This window comes from Nonomuraea sp. NPDC049309, assembly GCF_043196965.1.
Lineage (GTDB): Bacteria > Actinomycetota > Actinomycetes > Streptosporangiales > Streptosporangiaceae > Nonomuraea > Nonomuraea fastidiosa.
In genome coordinates this window covers 82,880-96,635 of record NZ_JBICSH010000002.1, presented here as the reverse complement: position 1 = coordinate 96,635, position 13,756 = coordinate 82,880, and the positions used below count along the sequence as shown (strand labels likewise).

15 protein-coding genes and 1 tRNA gene are annotated in these 13,756 nt (G+C 70.5%); 13 read left to right on the top strand and 3 right to left on the bottom strand.

What is annotated here, in order from left to right:
• The first annotated feature begins 50 nt into the window (after window positions 1-50).
• Genes mshA through ACGFIM_RS14180 form a run of 3 tightly spaced genes read left to right on the top strand, consistent with a single transcriptional unit; the run spans window position 51 to window position 2,631 of the window.
• The gene (mshA, locus tag ACGFIM_RS14190) at window positions 51-1,331 is read left to right on the top strand and encodes a D-inositol-3-phosphate glycosyltransferase (RefSeq protein ID WP_393199980.1); all 1,281 of its coding nucleotides are present in this window, start codon (window positions 51-53) and stop codon (window positions 1,329-1,331) included.
• A 48-nt stretch (window positions 1,332-1,379) separates the two neighbouring features.
• A complete protein-coding gene (locus ACGFIM_RS14185) occupies window positions 1,380-1,877 on the top strand; it encodes a YbjN domain-containing protein (protein ID WP_364063069.1) in 498 nt (165 codons plus the stop codon).
• 10 nt (window positions 1,878-1,887) lie between these two features.
• Window positions 1,888-2,631 (top strand): phosphoglyceromutase, encoded by a 744-nt coding sequence (locus tag ACGFIM_RS14180; protein WP_393199977.1) that lies wholly within the window; start codon window positions 1,888-1,890, stop codon window positions 2,629-2,631.
• A 63-nt stretch (window positions 2,632-2,694) separates the two neighbouring features.
• On the opposite strand, the gene phoU is transcribed toward ACGFIM_RS14180, so the two are convergent.
• The gene (gene phoU / locus ACGFIM_RS14175; protein WP_393199975.1) at window positions 2,695-3,339 is read right to left on the bottom strand and encodes a phosphate signaling complex protein PhoU; all 645 of its coding nucleotides are present in this window, start codon (window positions 3,337-3,339) and stop codon (window positions 2,695-2,697) included.
• Window positions 3,340-3,473: 134 nt separating this feature from the next.
• On the opposite strand from phoU, the gene ACGFIM_RS14170 reads away from it, so the two are divergent.
• Together ACGFIM_RS14170 and ACGFIM_RS14165 are read left to right on the top strand one after the other, a co-directional pair.
• Window positions 3,474-4,643, top strand: coding sequence for a sensor histidine kinase (locus ACGFIM_RS14170; RefSeq protein ID WP_393202544.1), 1,170 nt, complete (start codon window positions 3,474-3,476; stop codon window positions 4,641-4,643).
• A 64-nt stretch (window positions 4,644-4,707) separates the two neighbouring features.
• A complete protein-coding gene (locus ACGFIM_RS14165; RefSeq protein WP_393199973.1) occupies window positions 4,708-5,400 on the top strand; it encodes a response regulator in 693 nt (230 codons plus the stop codon).
• 123 nt (window positions 5,401-5,523) lie between these two features.
• Here the strand turns inward: ACGFIM_RS14165 and ACGFIM_RS14160 are convergent, their stop codons facing one another.
• Window positions 5,524-6,111, bottom strand: coding sequence for a copper chaperone PCu(A)C (locus ACGFIM_RS14160; RefSeq protein WP_393199971.1), 588 nt, complete (start codon window positions 6,109-6,111; stop codon window positions 5,524-5,526).
• 251 nt (window positions 6,112-6,362) lie between these two features.
• On the opposite strand from ACGFIM_RS14160, the gene ACGFIM_RS14155 reads away from it, so the two are divergent.
• The 4 genes from ACGFIM_RS14155 to ACGFIM_RS14140 all read left to right on the top strand — a co-directional run bounded on the left by ACGFIM_RS14155 (window position 6,363) and on the right by ACGFIM_RS14140 (window position 8,859).
• Window positions 6,363-6,845, top strand: a complete 483-nt coding sequence (locus tag ACGFIM_RS14155; RefSeq protein ID WP_020544658.1) for a CarD family transcriptional regulator — start codon at window positions 6,363-6,365, stop codon at window positions 6,843-6,845.
• A gap of 17 nt (window positions 6,846-6,862) precedes the next feature.
• Window positions 6,863-7,336: a 2-C-methyl-D-erythritol 2,4-cyclodiphosphate synthase gene (gene ispF, locus ACGFIM_RS14150; RefSeq protein ID WP_393199969.1), complete on the top strand. Its 474-nt coding sequence runs from the start codon at window positions 6,863-6,865 to the stop codon at window positions 7,334-7,336.
• 862 nt (window positions 7,337-8,198) lie between these two features.
• Window positions 8,199-8,486 (top strand): GlsB/YeaQ/YmgE family stress response membrane protein, encoded by a 288-nt coding sequence (locus tag ACGFIM_RS14145; RefSeq protein ID WP_393199967.1) that lies wholly within the window; start codon window positions 8,199-8,201, stop codon window positions 8,484-8,486.
• Between the two features lie 97 nt (window positions 8,487-8,583).
• On the top strand, window positions 8,584-8,859 hold the full coding sequence (locus tag ACGFIM_RS14140) for a GlsB/YeaQ/YmgE family stress response membrane protein (protein ID WP_393199965.1): 276 nt from the start codon (window positions 8,584-8,586) through the stop codon (window positions 8,857-8,859).
• 144 nt (window positions 8,860-9,003) lie between these two features.
• Here ACGFIM_RS14140 and ACGFIM_RS14135 read toward each other — a convergent pair whose 3' ends face one another.
• Window positions 9,004-10,338: a DUF2637 domain-containing protein gene (locus ACGFIM_RS14135; protein ID WP_393199963.1), complete on the bottom strand. Its 1,335-nt coding sequence runs from the start codon at window positions 10,336-10,338 to the stop codon at window positions 9,004-9,006.
• A gap of 87 nt (window positions 10,339-10,425) precedes the next feature.
• Between ACGFIM_RS14135 and ACGFIM_RS14130 the strand changes: the two genes are divergently transcribed.
• From ACGFIM_RS14130 to ACGFIM_RS14115, 4 genes are all read left to right on the top strand, one after another.
• Window positions 10,426-10,812: a PPOX class F420-dependent oxidoreductase gene (locus tag ACGFIM_RS14130; protein WP_393199961.1), complete on the top strand. Its 387-nt coding sequence runs from the start codon at window positions 10,426-10,428 to the stop codon at window positions 10,810-10,812.
• Between the two features lie 43 nt (window positions 10,813-10,855).
• The gene (gene cysS / locus ACGFIM_RS14125; RefSeq protein ID WP_393199959.1) at window positions 10,856-12,247 is read left to right on the top strand and encodes a cysteine--tRNA ligase; all 1,392 of its coding nucleotides are present in this window, start codon (window positions 10,856-10,858) and stop codon (window positions 12,245-12,247) included.
• 90 nt (window positions 12,248-12,337) lie between these two features.
• Entirely contained in the window at window positions 12,338-13,303 is a 966-nt protein-coding gene (rlmB, locus tag ACGFIM_RS14120) for a 23S rRNA (guanosine(2251)-2'-O)-methyltransferase RlmB (protein WP_393199957.1), read from the top strand.
• A 20-nt stretch (window positions 13,304-13,323) separates the two neighbouring features.
• Window positions 13,324-13,396: transfer RNA gene (locus ACGFIM_RS14115), tRNA-Thr, on the top strand.
• The last annotated feature ends 360 nt before the right edge of the window (window positions 13,397-13,756 follow it).

The following is a 13,756-nucleotide window of genomic DNA, read 5'->3' as shown; positions in this document are numbered from 1 at the left end:
GAATGTCAGGAATGTTGGGACAGTTGTATGTCGTCTGGAGGTGGTGTCGAGTGAGGCGACGACGGGTCAGGCGGGTCGCGACCATCAGCATGCACACCTCGCCGCTGGACCAGCCCGGCACGGGCGACGCCGGCGGGATGAACGTCTACATCGTCGAATCCGCCAAGCGCCTGGCCCGCCTCGGCGTCGAGGTCGAGATCTTCACCCGCGCCACCGCCCGCGACCTGCCTCCCGTCGCCGAGATCGCGCCCGGCGTCATCGTCCGCCACCTCACCGCGGGCCCGTACGAGGAGATGGACCGCGCCGACCTGCCCGGCCAGCTCTGCGCCTTCCTGTCCGAGGTGCTGCGCACCGAGGCCATGTACGACGCCGGCCGCTACGACGTCATCCACTCCCACTACTGGCTGTCCGGCCAGGTCGGCTGGCTGGCCAAGGAGCGCTGGGGCGTGCCGCTCGTGCACACCATGCACACCATGGCCAAGGTCAAGAACCTCCTGCTCGCCCGCGGCGACAAGCCCGAGCCCGCCGCGCGGGTGATCGGCGAGCAGCAGGTCGTGGACGTCGCCGACCGCCTGGTGGCCAACACCGGCGACGAGGCCGAGGAGCTGATCGGCCTGTACGGCGCCGACCCCGGCCGGGTCGCCGTCGTGAGCCCCGGCGTCAACCTCAGCGTCTTCAGGCCCGCATCCCAGGGCGCCGCCCGCCGCCGCCTCGGCATCCCGCAGGACGCCCACGTGCTGCTGTTCGTCGGCCGCATCCAGCCGCTCAAGGCCCCCGACGTGCTGCTGCGCGCCGCCTTCAGGATGCTCATCGACGAGCCCGCGCTGCGCGAGCGGCTGGTGGTCGCCTGCGTGGGCGGCCCGTCGGGCAACGGCCTGGCCCGCCCGTCGTTCCTCACCGACCTGGCCGCCGAGCTGGGCATCGCCGACGTCGTCCGCCTCGTGCCGCCCGCTCCCCAGGAGGAGCTGGCCGACTGGTACCGGGCGGCCACGGTCACCGTCGTGCCGTCGTACAGCGAGTCGTTCGGGCTGGTCGCGCTGGAGTCGCAGGCGTGCGGCACCCCGGTGGCCGCCGCGGCCGTCGGCGGGCTGCGCACGGCCGTCCGCGACGGCGTCTCCGGGCTGCTCGTGAACGGCCACGACCCCGCCGACTGGGCGCTCGCGCTGCGCCGCCTGCTCGCCGCGCCGCGCCGCCGCGCCCGGCTCGCGGCGGGCGCCTGCGAGCACGCCGCCGCCTTCGGCTGGCAGGCCACCGCCGCCCGCCTCATGGAGGTCTACGCGGGCGCCGTCGCCCATCTGCACAAGACGGCGGTCGCGCTGCCGAACGCCTGACCGTACGTTGTTCTAGTACCGTCCATGGTCCCTTCTAGGGTGGTAGGCATGCGCGAAGTCGTCGAAGCGGCGCTGAAGGCCGCGGAGGTCACCTACGAGGAGCCGCGGCCGGGGGCGTTCCTCGCCAAGCTGCCCGGACAGCACAAGCTCGCCACCATGACCTGGCTCATCGTCGGCGAGCAGGTGCTGCACGTCGAGGCGTTCTTCTGCCGCCGGCCGGACGAGAACCACGCCGAGTTCTACCGCTGGCTGCTCGGCAAGAACGGCTCCATGTACGGCGTGCACTTCTCGCTCGACCCCGTGGGCGACGTCTACCTGGTCGGCAGGATCCCGCTGGCCGCCGTCACCGAGGAGGAGGTGGACCGGCTGCTCGGCTGCGTGCTGACGTACTCGGACGAGTGGTTCGACCGGGCGCTGGAGCTGGGCTTCGCCTCCTCGATCAGGCGCGAGTGGGAGTGGCGGGCCAAGCGCGGCGAGTCCCTGGCCAACCTGCGGGCGTTCGCGCGCTTCGCGGACCCCGAACGCCGCCCGGCGGGCGAACCATAGGATGGGCCGCATGGCGACTTTGGTGCTGCTGAGGCATGGCGAGAGTGACTGGAACGCGAAGGGCCTGTTCACCGGCTGGGTGGACGTCAGCCTGTCCGCCAAGGGCGAGGAGGAGGCCCGCCGCGGCGGCAAGCTGCTCCAGGAGGCCGGGCTGCGCCCGGACGTCGTCCACACGAGCCTTCTGACCAGGGCCATCCAGACGGCCCACCTCGCGCTGTCGGAGGCCGGCCTGCTGTGGCTGCCGGTCAAGCGGAGCTGGCGGCTCAACGAGCGCCACTACGGCGCGCTCCAGGGCAAGAACAAGGCGCAGACCCGCGAGGAGTTCGGCGACGAGCAGTTCATGCTGTGGCGGCGCTCCTACGACGTGCCCCCGCCGCCCATCGCGGACGACGACGAGTTCTCCCAGTCCGGCGACCCCCGCTACGCCCTGCTGCCGCCGGAGCTCATGCCCCGCACGGAGTGCCTGAAGGACGTCGTCGGCCGCATGCTGCCGTACTGGTACGACGAGATCGTCCCCGACCTCGCGGCCGGCCGCACCGTGCTGGTCGCCGCCCACGGCAACTCGCTGCGCGCGCTGGTCAAGCACCTCGACGGCATCGGCGACGACGAGATCGCCGGGCTCAACATCCCGACCGGCATCCCCCTGGTCTACGAGCTCGACGCCGAGTTCCGCCCGACCGTCAAGGGCGGCCGCTACCTCGACCCCGAGGCCGCCAAGGCCGCCATCGAGGCCGTCGCCAACCAGGGCCGCTGACCTCACACGTGCGCGAGGGGTGCGGGAGTCCCGCACCCCTTGCGCGTCGTGCCGCCACTACCGTCAGCTCGGTCGTGAACCCGTGACCAGGTAGACGACGGCCTGCGCCACGCGCACCGCGTGATCGGCGTACCGCTCGTAGTAGCGGCCCACCAGCGTGATGTCGATCGCCGGCTCGACCCCGTGCGCCCAGTCCTTGGCCAGGATGGCCCGGAACAACCTGCGGTGCAGCCGGTCCATCGCATCGTCGTCGGCGTCCAGCTCCATGGCCGCGTCCGCATCGCGCGACGCCACGCAGCTGCCCGCCTTGGTGACGAGGTTCTCGGCGATCTGCCCCATCTCCAGGATCGTCGAGCGCAGCTCCGCCGGGATGGCCGACTCGGGGTGCCTCAGCCGCGCCACCTTGGCCACGTGCACCGCGAGGTCGCCCATGCGTTCGAGGTCGGTGCCCATGCGCAGCGCCGTGATGACCATGCGCAGGTCCACCGCGACCGGCTGCTGCCTGGCCATCAGCTCGAAGATCGACGCCTCCAGGTCGGCGAAGGTCGCGTTCACCTCCTCGTCACGGGAGATCACGCTCTCGGCGAGCTGCAGGTCGGCGTCGAGGAGGGCCGTGGTGGCGCGGGAGATGGCCGAGCGGGTCAGCCGGGTCATCTCCACCAGCTTGCCGGTCAGCGAGTCGAGTTCTTCGTGGTACGCGTCGCGCATGTCCGTCACCGTACGTGCGCGTCGATGAACGAACTCCGACCACAAGATGAACTTTCCGGGAAAGGGGCGTTCATCCGCTGATGAGGGGGTCTGTCCCTGCGAAAGCGCCACCTACCATCGGAGACATGAGTGAGATGGCCATGAGCTTCGCGGCCCTGGCCGGGTTCGTGGTGGGCGCGCTGGCGGTGCTGTTCTACCGCCATCAGATCGAGGCCCCCAGCCGCACGACCCCAGACGGCGTCGAGACCGGCGCGGCGCTGCCGCAGGGCGTCGCGTCCGTGCTGGCCGTGCTGCCCTCGTCCGCCGTGGTGCTCGACGCCCACGACAGGGTGCTGCGGGCCAGCTCCGCGGCGCGCGCGTTCGGGCTGGTCAAGGGCGACCGGCTGATGGCCGCCGAGCTGCTCGCCCTGGCCCGCCAGGTACGCCGCGACGGCGAGATCCGCGAGAGCGAGATCGACGTCGCGGGGCACAAGTTCGGCCAGGAGACCACCAGCTTCGCCGTGCGCGTGGCGCCGCTCGGCACCTACGGCCAGGTGCTGGTGCTGGCCGAGGACCAGACCGAACGGCGCAGGGTCGAGGCCGTGCGCCGCGACTTCGTCGCCAACGTCAGCCACGAGCTCAAGACCCCGGTCGGCGCGCTGAGCCTGCTGGCCGAGACCATCCAGGACGCCGCCGACGACCCCGAGGCGGTCAGCCGCTTCGCCGGGCGCATGCAGCACGAGACCGCCCGGCTCAACTACCTCATCCAGGACCTGATCACGCTCAGCAGGATCCAGGGCGCCGAGCCCATCCCCACGCCCGGCCAGGTCTCCATCGACGAGGCCGTCCACGACGCCATCGACCACTGCAACACCAAGGCCGTCGCCAAGGACATCACGCTGGTCTCCGGCGGCACCGAGGGCCTGCGCGTCTGGGGCGACGCCGAGCTGCTCGTCACCGCCCTGCGCAACCTCATCGACAACGCCATCGTCTACAGCCCCGAGCACACGCGGGTCGTGGTCAGCGTGCGGCCCGCGGGCGACTCCGTCGAGATCAGCGTCAGCGACCAGGGCATCGGCATCCCCGAGGACGCCCTGGAGCGCATCTTCGAGCGCTTCTTCCGCGTCGACGCCGCACGCTCGCGCGCCACCGGCGGCACCGGGCTCGGCCTGGCCATCGTCAAGCACGTCGCCGCCGCGCACGCCGGCGAGGTGTCCGTCTGGAGCAAGGAAGGCTCCGGCTCCACCTTCACCCTCCGCCTGCCGGCCTTCGGCGGCCAGGCGGTGGCGGTACCACCCTCGATCCCCATGGAGGCAGCCTCGTGACCGAGCGAAGCGAAACCACCGTCGGACGCGCCGGCCGCGTCATGAGGCGTACAGGAGCATCTGCATGACCCGCGTACTCGTCGTGGAGGATGAGGAGTCGTTCTCCGACGCCCTGTCCTACATGCTGCGCAAGGAGGGCTTCGAGGTGTCGGTCGCCGCGACCGGCCCCGAGGCGCTCGACACCTTCGACCGCAACGGCGCCGACCTGGTGCTGCTCGACCTGATGCTGCCGGGGCTGCCCGGCACCGAGGTGTGCAGGTCGCTGCGGCAGCGTTCCAAGGTCCCCGTCATCATGCTGACCGCCAAGGACAGCGAGATCGACAAGGTCGTGGGCCTGGAGCTCGGCGCCGACGACTACGTCACCAAGCCGTTCTCCTCGCGCGAGCTGGTCGCCCGCATCCGCGCCGTGCTGCGCCGCCAGGGCGACACCTCCGACGAGATGGACAGCGCCGTGCTGGCCGTCGGGCCCGTGCGCATGGACGTCGACCGCCACGTCGTCACCGTCCGCGGCGAGCCCGTGCAGCTGCCGCTGAAGGAGTTCGAGCTGCTCGAGGTGCTGCTGCGCAACGCCGGGCGCGTGCTCACCAGGGGCCAGCTCATCGACCGCGTCTGGGGCGCCGACTACGTGGGCGACACCAAGACGCTCGACGTCCACGTCAAGCGCCTGCGGGCCAAGATCGAGTCTGATCCGTCCAACCCGCGCTGCATCCTCACCGTGCGCGGGCTCGGCTACAAGTTCGACGCTGTGGAGGAATGACAGACCCCGGTACCCGTTCGCCGGTACCGGGGTCTTCTCATGCCCTCTGGGCGATCTCCGGCGGTCTTCAGCGCCTTCTGGAGCCCTTCCAGCGGGCCTCCCTCCTTCAGCGCGCCGCCTCGGCTAGTGCGCCTCCTCGGCCTCACCCGCGGGGCTCGGCGTCGGCGTGGGCGTCGCCGCCGGGGTCGCGCCCGGCGCCGGCGGGTACGTCGCGTACTCGCGGCTGCGCGTCACCACGGGCACGTTCAGCGAAATCGTGCCGGCGTTGGCGAACTGGAGGTCCAGCTTGATCGTCTCGCCGCCCCTGAGGCTCTTGGGGATCGCCTCGAGCATCAGCTGGGGGGACGGCTTGCCGGTGTTGACGAGCTGGTTACTCGGCAGCTGGATGGGGTTGGCGACCTTGACCTGACCCATGTCACCGGCGTTGACAGCCTGGAGCGTGTCGGGGGTGCCCGACGTGTTCAGGATGTTCAGGTAGATCGGAGCGGAGCCGCGCCAGGGGAGCTGGGCTCCCGAGTCGGGGCCGAGGATGAACGCCTGCGGGATGTGAATGCCGCTCTCCGAGCCGTAACGACCGTTCTCGATCAACACCTGTGCCTCGTTGGGGGCGTACGGCTTGTTGGTGGTGGCGTCGAATCCTGCCCCGCAGCCCGCCAGCACGGGGGCTGCCAAGAACGCGGCGGCTACGACAATCCAGCGACGGCTGGTCACGGGCGGGTTCTCCTTGGTTCAGCGCAGGTGTCGCGCGTGCGTGTTGTGCAGCGCCCACCATATCCACCCCAATGCAAGGTCATATCCACACCCCTGCAGGTCATTCGCTATGTCCGGAAATGCGATTCATAGAGTTGAGCGCTTGTCAAGCCCCAATATGAGGCCTTGACCTGCAGTTATGAGGATTTCACTGTTCCGGGAGGCTGTGGATGCGTGGTACCCTGGAGTACAGCGGAAGGGGTACTTGTCACATGACTTTCCAGGTCGGCGACACTGTCGTCTACCCCCACCATGGGGCTGCTCGGATCGAAGCAATCACGACGCGATCCATCAAGGGTGAGGAAAAGACCTACCTGGTGCTCAAGGTCGACAAGGGCGACCTTACCGTCCAGGTGCCAGCTGAAAACGCAGAACTCGTCGGTGTGCGCGATGTTGTCGGTCAGGAAGGCCTTGAACGGGTTTTCGATGTCCTTCGCATGCCGCACACTGAAGAGCCGACCAACTGGTCCCGTCGCTACAAGGCCAACCTTGAGAAGCTCGCTTCCGGCGATGTGAACAAGGTCGCCGAGGTGGTTCGGGACCTGTGGCGGAGAGACCGCGAGCGTGGCCTGTCCGCCGGCGAGAAGCGCATGCTCGCCAAGGCGCGCCAGATCCTGGTCAGTGAGCTGGCCCTGGCCGAGAAGACCAATGAGGACAAGGCAGAGGCCCTTCTCGACGAGGTACTCAACTCCTGAACACGCATCTTCCACGGGTGGGCGTCGGAGTCGACGTCCACCCGTTCGCATCACCTGACTCCGGGCGCGAGCTCAACCTCGCCGGCCTCCACTGGCCGGGCGAGCTCGGGCTCGAAGGCCACTCCGACGGCGACGCCGCCGCCCACGCGGCCTGCGACGCCCTGCTGTCGGCGGCCGGGCTCGGCGACCTCGGCGGGCTGTTCGGCACCGCCGATCCGCGCTGGTCCGGCGCCTCGGGCGCGGCCCTCCTCGAGGAGACCGCGCGCCAGGTGCGCGCCGCCGGCTTCGAGATCGGCAACGTGGCCGTCCAGGTGATCGGCAACCGGCCCAAGCTCGCGCCGCGCAGGGCCGAGGCCGAAAAGGCGCTCAGCGCCGCCCTGGGGGCGCCGGTGAGCGTCTCCGCCACCACCACCGACGGCCTCGGGCTGACGGGGCGCGGGGAGGGCGTCGCGGCCGTCGCGACCGCACTGGTGATCGCGGTCTCCGCGTAGGCCCCGGGCTGATCGCCGTGAGCCTGGCGCGGGCCTGAGCGCCGCGAGTCTGACGCGGGCCTGATCGCGGTGAGGCCGGCGTCGGCCTGATCGACGGCGCCCGCTGTCACACCATGCCCGCCATCGCCACCGGCGTGTCGGCCCCTGGCGTGCGCGTCGGGCCGCACTCCGGCCGTGACGGCGGCTCCTGTCGGCCGCCGCCGGTTCGAGGTCGTGTGGTGGCGGATGCGTGCGATCGCACCATGCCCGCCGCCCGGCGCACTCTCGTGGCGCCATCTCCGCCGTTGCATCACCTTCACCTGAGCGCCGTCTCGGCCGTTGTGCCGCGTTCTCCAGGGCGCTACGCCTACCATCGCGCCGCGTTCTCCGGGGGCGTCGTCCCGGCGTCGTGTCCCGCTTTCGGGAGCGCCGTGCCCTCGCCCGGCCGGCGCTCACCGTCCCGCCACGCCCGCCGGGGCGCGCCGTACCCGTCGTCGCGTCGTGCTTTCGGGAGCGCCATGGCCGCCACCGTCCCGCCGCGCCCGGCGTCGCGTCCTACTCGCCGGGGCGTCACTCGCTGAAGGAGCGAGTGCCGCTGTGTGGCCGCCGGGTCGCGGGCGAGGTCGTTGCCTGGGCCGGGAATCAACTCGAACCCGCTGGGGCTTGCCGGGGGTCGGCGTCAACCCGTGGCGTGTGCTGTGCGTCCTCATTGCGGGATACGTGAGGGTGTCCTGGCGGGTCGTCGCCAACCCGCCGAAAAAGCGGAGGCGGCGGTTCGTCACTGGCGCGGTACGGACCGCCGCCTTCCCCTTGTGGGTAGTTCGCCTGTTCAGGGGGTATGTGTCCCGCCAAGACATGTGAACGTCTTCGGGGGGAGCTCCACATGATCGGCGCGATTATCAGCGCAGTAGTCATCGGCGCCATCGTCGGTGCGCTGGCCAGACTGCTGGTGCCCGGCAGGCAGAACATGTCCATCGGCCTGACCCTCATCGTCGGCATCGTGGCCGCCCTGATCGGCACCCTGATCGCCCAGGCGTTCGGCTGGGCCGACACCAGAGGCATCGACTGGATCGAGCACATCCTGCAACTGGTCCTGGCCGTGATCGGAGTGCTCCTCGTGACCAAGTTCGGCATGGGGCGTGGCGGTCGGAGCGGTAGAACAACCACCTGACCTGCGCGTTCGTAAAAGCAACGCATAAACGCCGTAGATCGGGTAGCGACCAACCCGTGAGAGTGAACCGCTCACCCTCACGGGGAGGTTTCCTACCATGACCATCGAATCCATCCTCGGCGCCATCGTGATCGGCGCCGTGATCGGCGCCATCGGCCGTCTCCTGCTTCCCGGCAGGCAGGCCATCGGGTGGATCCTCACCATCGTCGTCGGCATCGTCGCCGCCCTCGTGGGCACCCTGCTCGCGCAGGTGCTGGGCGTGGAGACCACACCGGGCATCGACTGGATCGAGCTGCTGATGCAGGTCGTGCTCGCGATGGTCGGTGTGGGCCTGGTCGCCGGCCTGCGGCGCGGCAGGGGCCGCAGCATCTGACCCTGCGCCGTACGTACCGGCTCGCTCAGCGGCTGAGCCTTGCGTACCGGCGGGAGAAGGCGTGAGAAGGGCCCGCCAGGGATCGCTCCCGGGCGGGCCCTCTTCGCGCTCTCATCGATTCGGCCGGCTGGTCCTGCCGCGCTGTCAGTCCTCGGGTGGGCGTGGGGTGCTGCGGAGGCGTTCGGCCGGGGCGGGGGAGTCGTCGAGGATCACGCGGTGCGGGGCGGTGTCCTCCAGCTCCTCGCGGCGGCGCTCCTGCTCGTCGGCCAGCTCGGCGCCGTGGTCGGGGTCCGGAGCGTCGCCGGCGATCACTGAATGGGGCTGGGTGTCGGCGTCCCTGCCGGCCGACTCGCGCGACGGACGCGGGTGGACGAGGACGTCGGTCGGCCTGACGCGGTCGCCCCAGCGGACCGGGCGGGTCCGTGGTTCTTCGACGGGCTCGCTCCGCTCCGTGCTCGGCGCTTCTTCGCGCGCCTGGCTTGGCGCGGCGCCCTCCGCTTCTTCACGCGTTCGGAGCGGCGCATCGCCCCCTGTCTCCTCATGTGCCTCGCTGGGTGCGGCGCTCCGCGCTCCTTCGTGCGCATCGCTCCGCACGGCCTCGTGTGCGTCGCTCTGCGCTGCCTCGTGTGTTTCGCCTACGGCGTGTTCGCGTGTCTCGGCATGCTCCTGCGCCTCGGTCCGGGTGTCCTCGCGAGGCTGGGGCGGCGTCGTCTCGCCCGCCTCCGCGTGGCTCTCGGCCCGGGGCTCCTCGGGTGCGTCGCTGTGCGCGTCCTCGCGGGCCGCCGCGCGTACGTTGCGGGCCGGCTCCTCGTCCGGCACGGAGCCCGCGTCCTCGCCCTTTTCGCGGGCCTGCGTGGCCGGCTCCGGGGCCGGGCGGGGCGTCCGTACGGGGCGGGTCGCCGGCTCGGGCTGGGCCGGCCACTCGGTGACGCGTTCCGACACCGGCGGGGTCTTGGAGGGGGAGGTCACCGGCGCGGGCGGCTCGGCGGCGGGCTCGGGTGCGGGCGGCTCGGTGTCCGGCGGGGACGTACGGGAGCCCTCGAAGGGCACCAGGTCGTGCTGTTCCCCGTCCCCCTTGTACGCCGGCGCCCGATGCGCCTGCACGTGCTTGATCAGCAGCAGCCACAGCCACAGCGCCAGTGCCAGCATCACCCACGGGGCAAGCGCCACGCCGATGGCGGTCTGCCGGGCGTCGAAGGTGACGCGCACCGCCGTGGCGACGTCGGCCGCGGCGGCCGCCGCGATCAGCAGGACCAGCACGAACGCCGCGTGCAGGCGTACCAGAAGCCTGGCCGAGCGCAGCAGCAGGACGCCCACCAGCGCGACCACCAGCAGCGCGTCGAAGGCGGCCGGATAGAGGAAGGCGAGGTCCTGCCTGGCCTCACCGGTGACGGCGAGCGCACGCAGATCGTCGAAGGAGAGCGCGCACGCGGCCCCGGCCAGTGCGGCGACGGCGAGCCCGGCCAAGATCAGGCCCAAGCGGCGGAGCAGAGAGGGGGGAGTCACGTCCATGGCGTCTTCGAGACTACAGAAGAATGGGGTTCGCGACCGATCAAGGGAGAACGCATGGCAAAGATGTCAGAAGAAGCGCGCAAACTCCTGGACGCGCCGAATTACGCGACGGTGACCAGTGTGAACCCTGACGGCTGGCCGCACTCGACCGTCGTCTGGGTGCACACGGACGGCGACGACGTGGTGTTCTCGACCGTGAAGGGCCGTGTCAAGGCGCGCAACTTCGAGCGCGACCCGCGCGCGACCGTCCTGGTCATCGACCCGGACGACCCTTACCGGTACGTCGAGGTGCGCGGCCACGTGACGCTGACGCCGGACCCCGAGGGCGCGCTGATCCAGCAGATGTCGCAGAAGTACCAAGGACGGCCATGGGAGGATGAACCGGGCACCGAACGGCTGATCGTCCGAATTTCTCCTGACCGTGTGAACGTACGGGGCTGATTTCCCGGCGTGACGACGCCGCAGAGGCGTTAGCCTTGCCTTCGTGAGCCTGCACATCTACGACACCAGCACGCGCACCATCCGTGAATTCGTTCCGGTCGAAGCCGGCCGGGCGTCCATTTACCTGTGTGGGGCCACCGTGCAGGCTCCTCCGCACATCGGCCACATCCGCTCGGGCGTCAATTTCGACGTGCTGCGGCGATGGCTCATGCGTTCGGGGTACGAGGTGACGTTCTGCCGCAACGTCACCGACATCGACGACAAGATCATCAGGGTGGCGGCCGAGGAGGGCGTGCCCTGGTTCGTCGTGGCCGAGCGCAACCAGCGGGCCTTCACCTGGGCGTACGAGACGCTCGGCTGCCTGCCGCCCACCGTCGAGCCGCGCGCCACCGGCCACGTGCCGGAGATGATCCAGCTCATGGAGCGGCTCATCGAGCGCGGCCACGCCTACGCCTCCGGCGGCGACGTCTACTTCGACGTACGCTCCTGGGCCGAGCAGTACGGCTCGCTGTCCAACCAGAAGCTGGAGAACATGCGGCCGGCGGCCGACACCGACGACGACTCCTGCAAGCGCGACCCGCGCGACTTCGCCCTGTGGAAGGGCGCCAAGCCCGGCGAGCCCACCTGGCCCACCCCGTGGGGTCCCGGCCGGCCCGGCTGGCACCTCGAGTGCTCCGCGATGGCGACGAAGTACCTGGGGCCGACGTTCGACATCCACGGCGGCGGCATCGACCTGGTCTTCCCGCACCACGAGAACGAGATCGCGCAGTCCAGGGCGGCCGGCGACGGGTTCGCCCGCTACTGGATGCACAACGGCCTGCTCAAGATCGGCACCGAGAAGATGAGCAAGTCGCTCGGCAACTCGCTGCTGATCCCCGAGATGGTGCAGAAGGTGCGTCCCGTCGAGCTGCGCTACTACCTCGCGGCGCCGCACTACCGCTCCTCGATCGAGTACTCCGAGGAGGCGCTGCTCGAGGCGGCGGCGGCGTACCAGCGGATCGAGGGGTTCGTGACGCGGGCCGCCGAGGTCATCCACGACGTTGACGCCGACGCGCCGCTGCCGCAGGCGTTCGTCGACGCGCTCAACGACGACCTCGGCACGCCGCAGGCGCTCGCCGTCGTGCACGAGGTGGTGCGCGAGGGCAACGTGGCGCTGTCGCGCGGCGACAAGGAGGCCGTGGCGCGGCTGCTCGCCGAGACCCAGAACATGCTCGACGTGCTCGGCCTCGACCCGCGCTCGCCGCAGTGGCGGGGCACCGGCTCCGACCTGACGCCGGTCGTCGACGCGCTGGTCGCGGTGGCGCTGGAGCAGCGCCAGGCGGCCCGCAAGCGCAAGGACTACGAGGCGGCCGACGCGATCAGGGACCGGCTCGCGGAGGCGGGCATCACCGTCGAGGACACCCCGCACGGGCCGCGCTGGGAGCTGCGCCGATAGCCGAGCCGACGGTCGGGACGCGAGGCCCCGCTCGGTGCGGGGCCTTCGGCGTGGGCTGAGGAGGGCGTCGGCCCGAGTACCCTTGAACGCATGGCAGCAGGCGGTAGGGCATCAGGCAAGCCCGCGAAGAAGAAGGGCCCGGCCAAGGGCACCGGCGGGCAGGGCCGCCGTGCGCTTCGAGGCAAGGGCGCGACGCCGCCTGCCGAGATGCGTCACTGGTACAAGGAGAAGGCGCGCGCCGAGCGCATCGCGCGGGAGGAACGCACGGGCGCCCGCCGCGCCGCCCCGCTGCGGCCGCAGCGGCGCTCCGAGGACGCGCCCGAGTACATCGGCGGGCGCAACCCGGTCCTGGAGGCGCTGCAGGCCGGGGTGCCGTGCAGCGCGCTCTACGTGGCCCAGCGCATTGACAACGACGACCGCGTACGCGACTCCATCAAGATCGCGGCCGAGCGCGGCATCGCGCTGCTCGAGACCACCCGCGACAAGCTCGACCGCCTGACCGAGGGCGGCGTGCACCAGGGCATCGCCCTGCAGATCCCCGCCTACGACTACGCGCACCCGTCCGAGCTCATCGAGATCGCCCAAGACGCCGCCGAGGTGCCGCTGATCGTCGCCCTCGACTCCGTCACCGACCCGCGCAACCTGGGCGCCATCGCCCGTTCGGCCACCGCGTTCGGCTCCCACGGCCTGCTCATCCCGTCCCGCCGCTCCGCCGGCGTCACGAGCGGCGCGTGGAAGACGTCCGCGGGCACCCTCGCCAACCTCCGCGTCGCCCGCGCCTCCAACCTCACCGCCGCCCTGCGCGAATACCGCGAGGCCGGCCTGTTCATCGTCGGCCTCGACGGCAGCGGCTCCACCGACATCGAAGACGTCGAGCTGCTGACCGAACCGATGGTCATCGTCGTAGGCTCTGAGGGCAAGGGGCTGTCGCGGCTCGTCCGCGAGCAGTGCGACGTACTTGCGCGCATCCCGATGCGCGCCGCCGCCGAATCCCTCAACGCGGGAGTCGCGGCAGGAGTGGCGCTGTACGAGGCCGCTCGTCACAGGCGGCGGTAGCGTCTACACTGGTAGGCCGTGCCGACGTAGCTCAATCGGCAGAGCATCTGTCTTGTAAACAGAAGGTTTGGGGTTCGATTCCCCACGTCGGCTCGCAGCTAGAAGGCCCCTTCCGGGACTCGGGAAGGGGCCTTTGTCATGTCGTACAGCAGCGTTGTACAGCAACGGCTTCGGCGCATCCCTGACAGCCTCTAGACCCGCTGCGGCTGGAGAAAGCGAACAGTCCTTAGGGGCGGATGTGGATCCCGAATGTGATCTGAGGAACGTTCTCCCTTCGCTCGTGGGAGCCGGAAGATCATGATCAGGGGCAGTCGCTGGGCGGGTCGAAGACGACTCGTCGGGACTCTTCCCACCAGCGTGGGACGGTGGAGGGCCTCCAGTAAGTGCGCCCCCTCCACTTGAGGTCTGCTTTCGGAAAGGCCTTGCGGGAGACCATGCTCGTCAGGCTGTTGG

What these genes read in the sequence shown, in the direction of transcription:
- ACGFIM_RS14145 (WP_393199967.1), top strand. Translation starts at nt 8,199, where the DNA reads ATGATCGGCGCGATTATCAGCGCAGTAGTCATCGGCGCCATCGTCGGT.
- ACGFIM_RS14185 (WP_364063069.1), top strand. Translation starts at nt 1,380, where the DNA reads ATGCGCGAAGTCGTCGAAGCGGCGCTGAAGGCCGCGGAGGTCACCTAC.
- ACGFIM_RS14130 (WP_393199961.1), top strand. Translation starts at nt 10,426, where the DNA reads ATGGCAAAGATGTCAGAAGAAGCGCGCAAACTCCTGGACGCGCCGAAT.
- rlmB (WP_393199957.1), top strand. Translation starts at nt 12,338, where the DNA reads ATGGCAGCAGGCGGTAGGGCATCAGGCAAGCCCGCGAAGAAGAAGGGC.
- ACGFIM_RS14170 (WP_393202544.1), top strand. Translation starts at nt 3,474, where the DNA reads ATGGCCATGAGCTTCGCGGCCCTGGCCGGGTTCGTGGTGGGCGCGCTG.
- phoU (WP_393199975.1), bottom strand. Translation starts at nt 3,339, where the DNA reads ATGCGCGACGCGTACCACGAAGAACTCGACTCGCTGACCGGCAAGCTG.
- ACGFIM_RS14140 (WP_393199965.1), top strand. Translation starts at nt 8,584, where the DNA reads ATGACCATCGAATCCATCCTCGGCGCCATCGTGATCGGCGCCGTGATC.
- ACGFIM_RS14155 (WP_020544658.1), top strand. Translation starts at nt 6,363, where the DNA reads ATGACTTTCCAGGTCGGCGACACTGTCGTCTACCCCCACCATGGGGCT.
- ACGFIM_RS14165 (WP_393199973.1), top strand. Translation starts at nt 4,708, where the DNA reads ATGACCCGCGTACTCGTCGTGGAGGATGAGGAGTCGTTCTCCGACGCC.
- ACGFIM_RS14180 (WP_393199977.1), top strand. Translation starts at nt 1,888, where the DNA reads ATGGCGACTTTGGTGCTGCTGAGGCATGGCGAGAGTGACTGGAACGCG.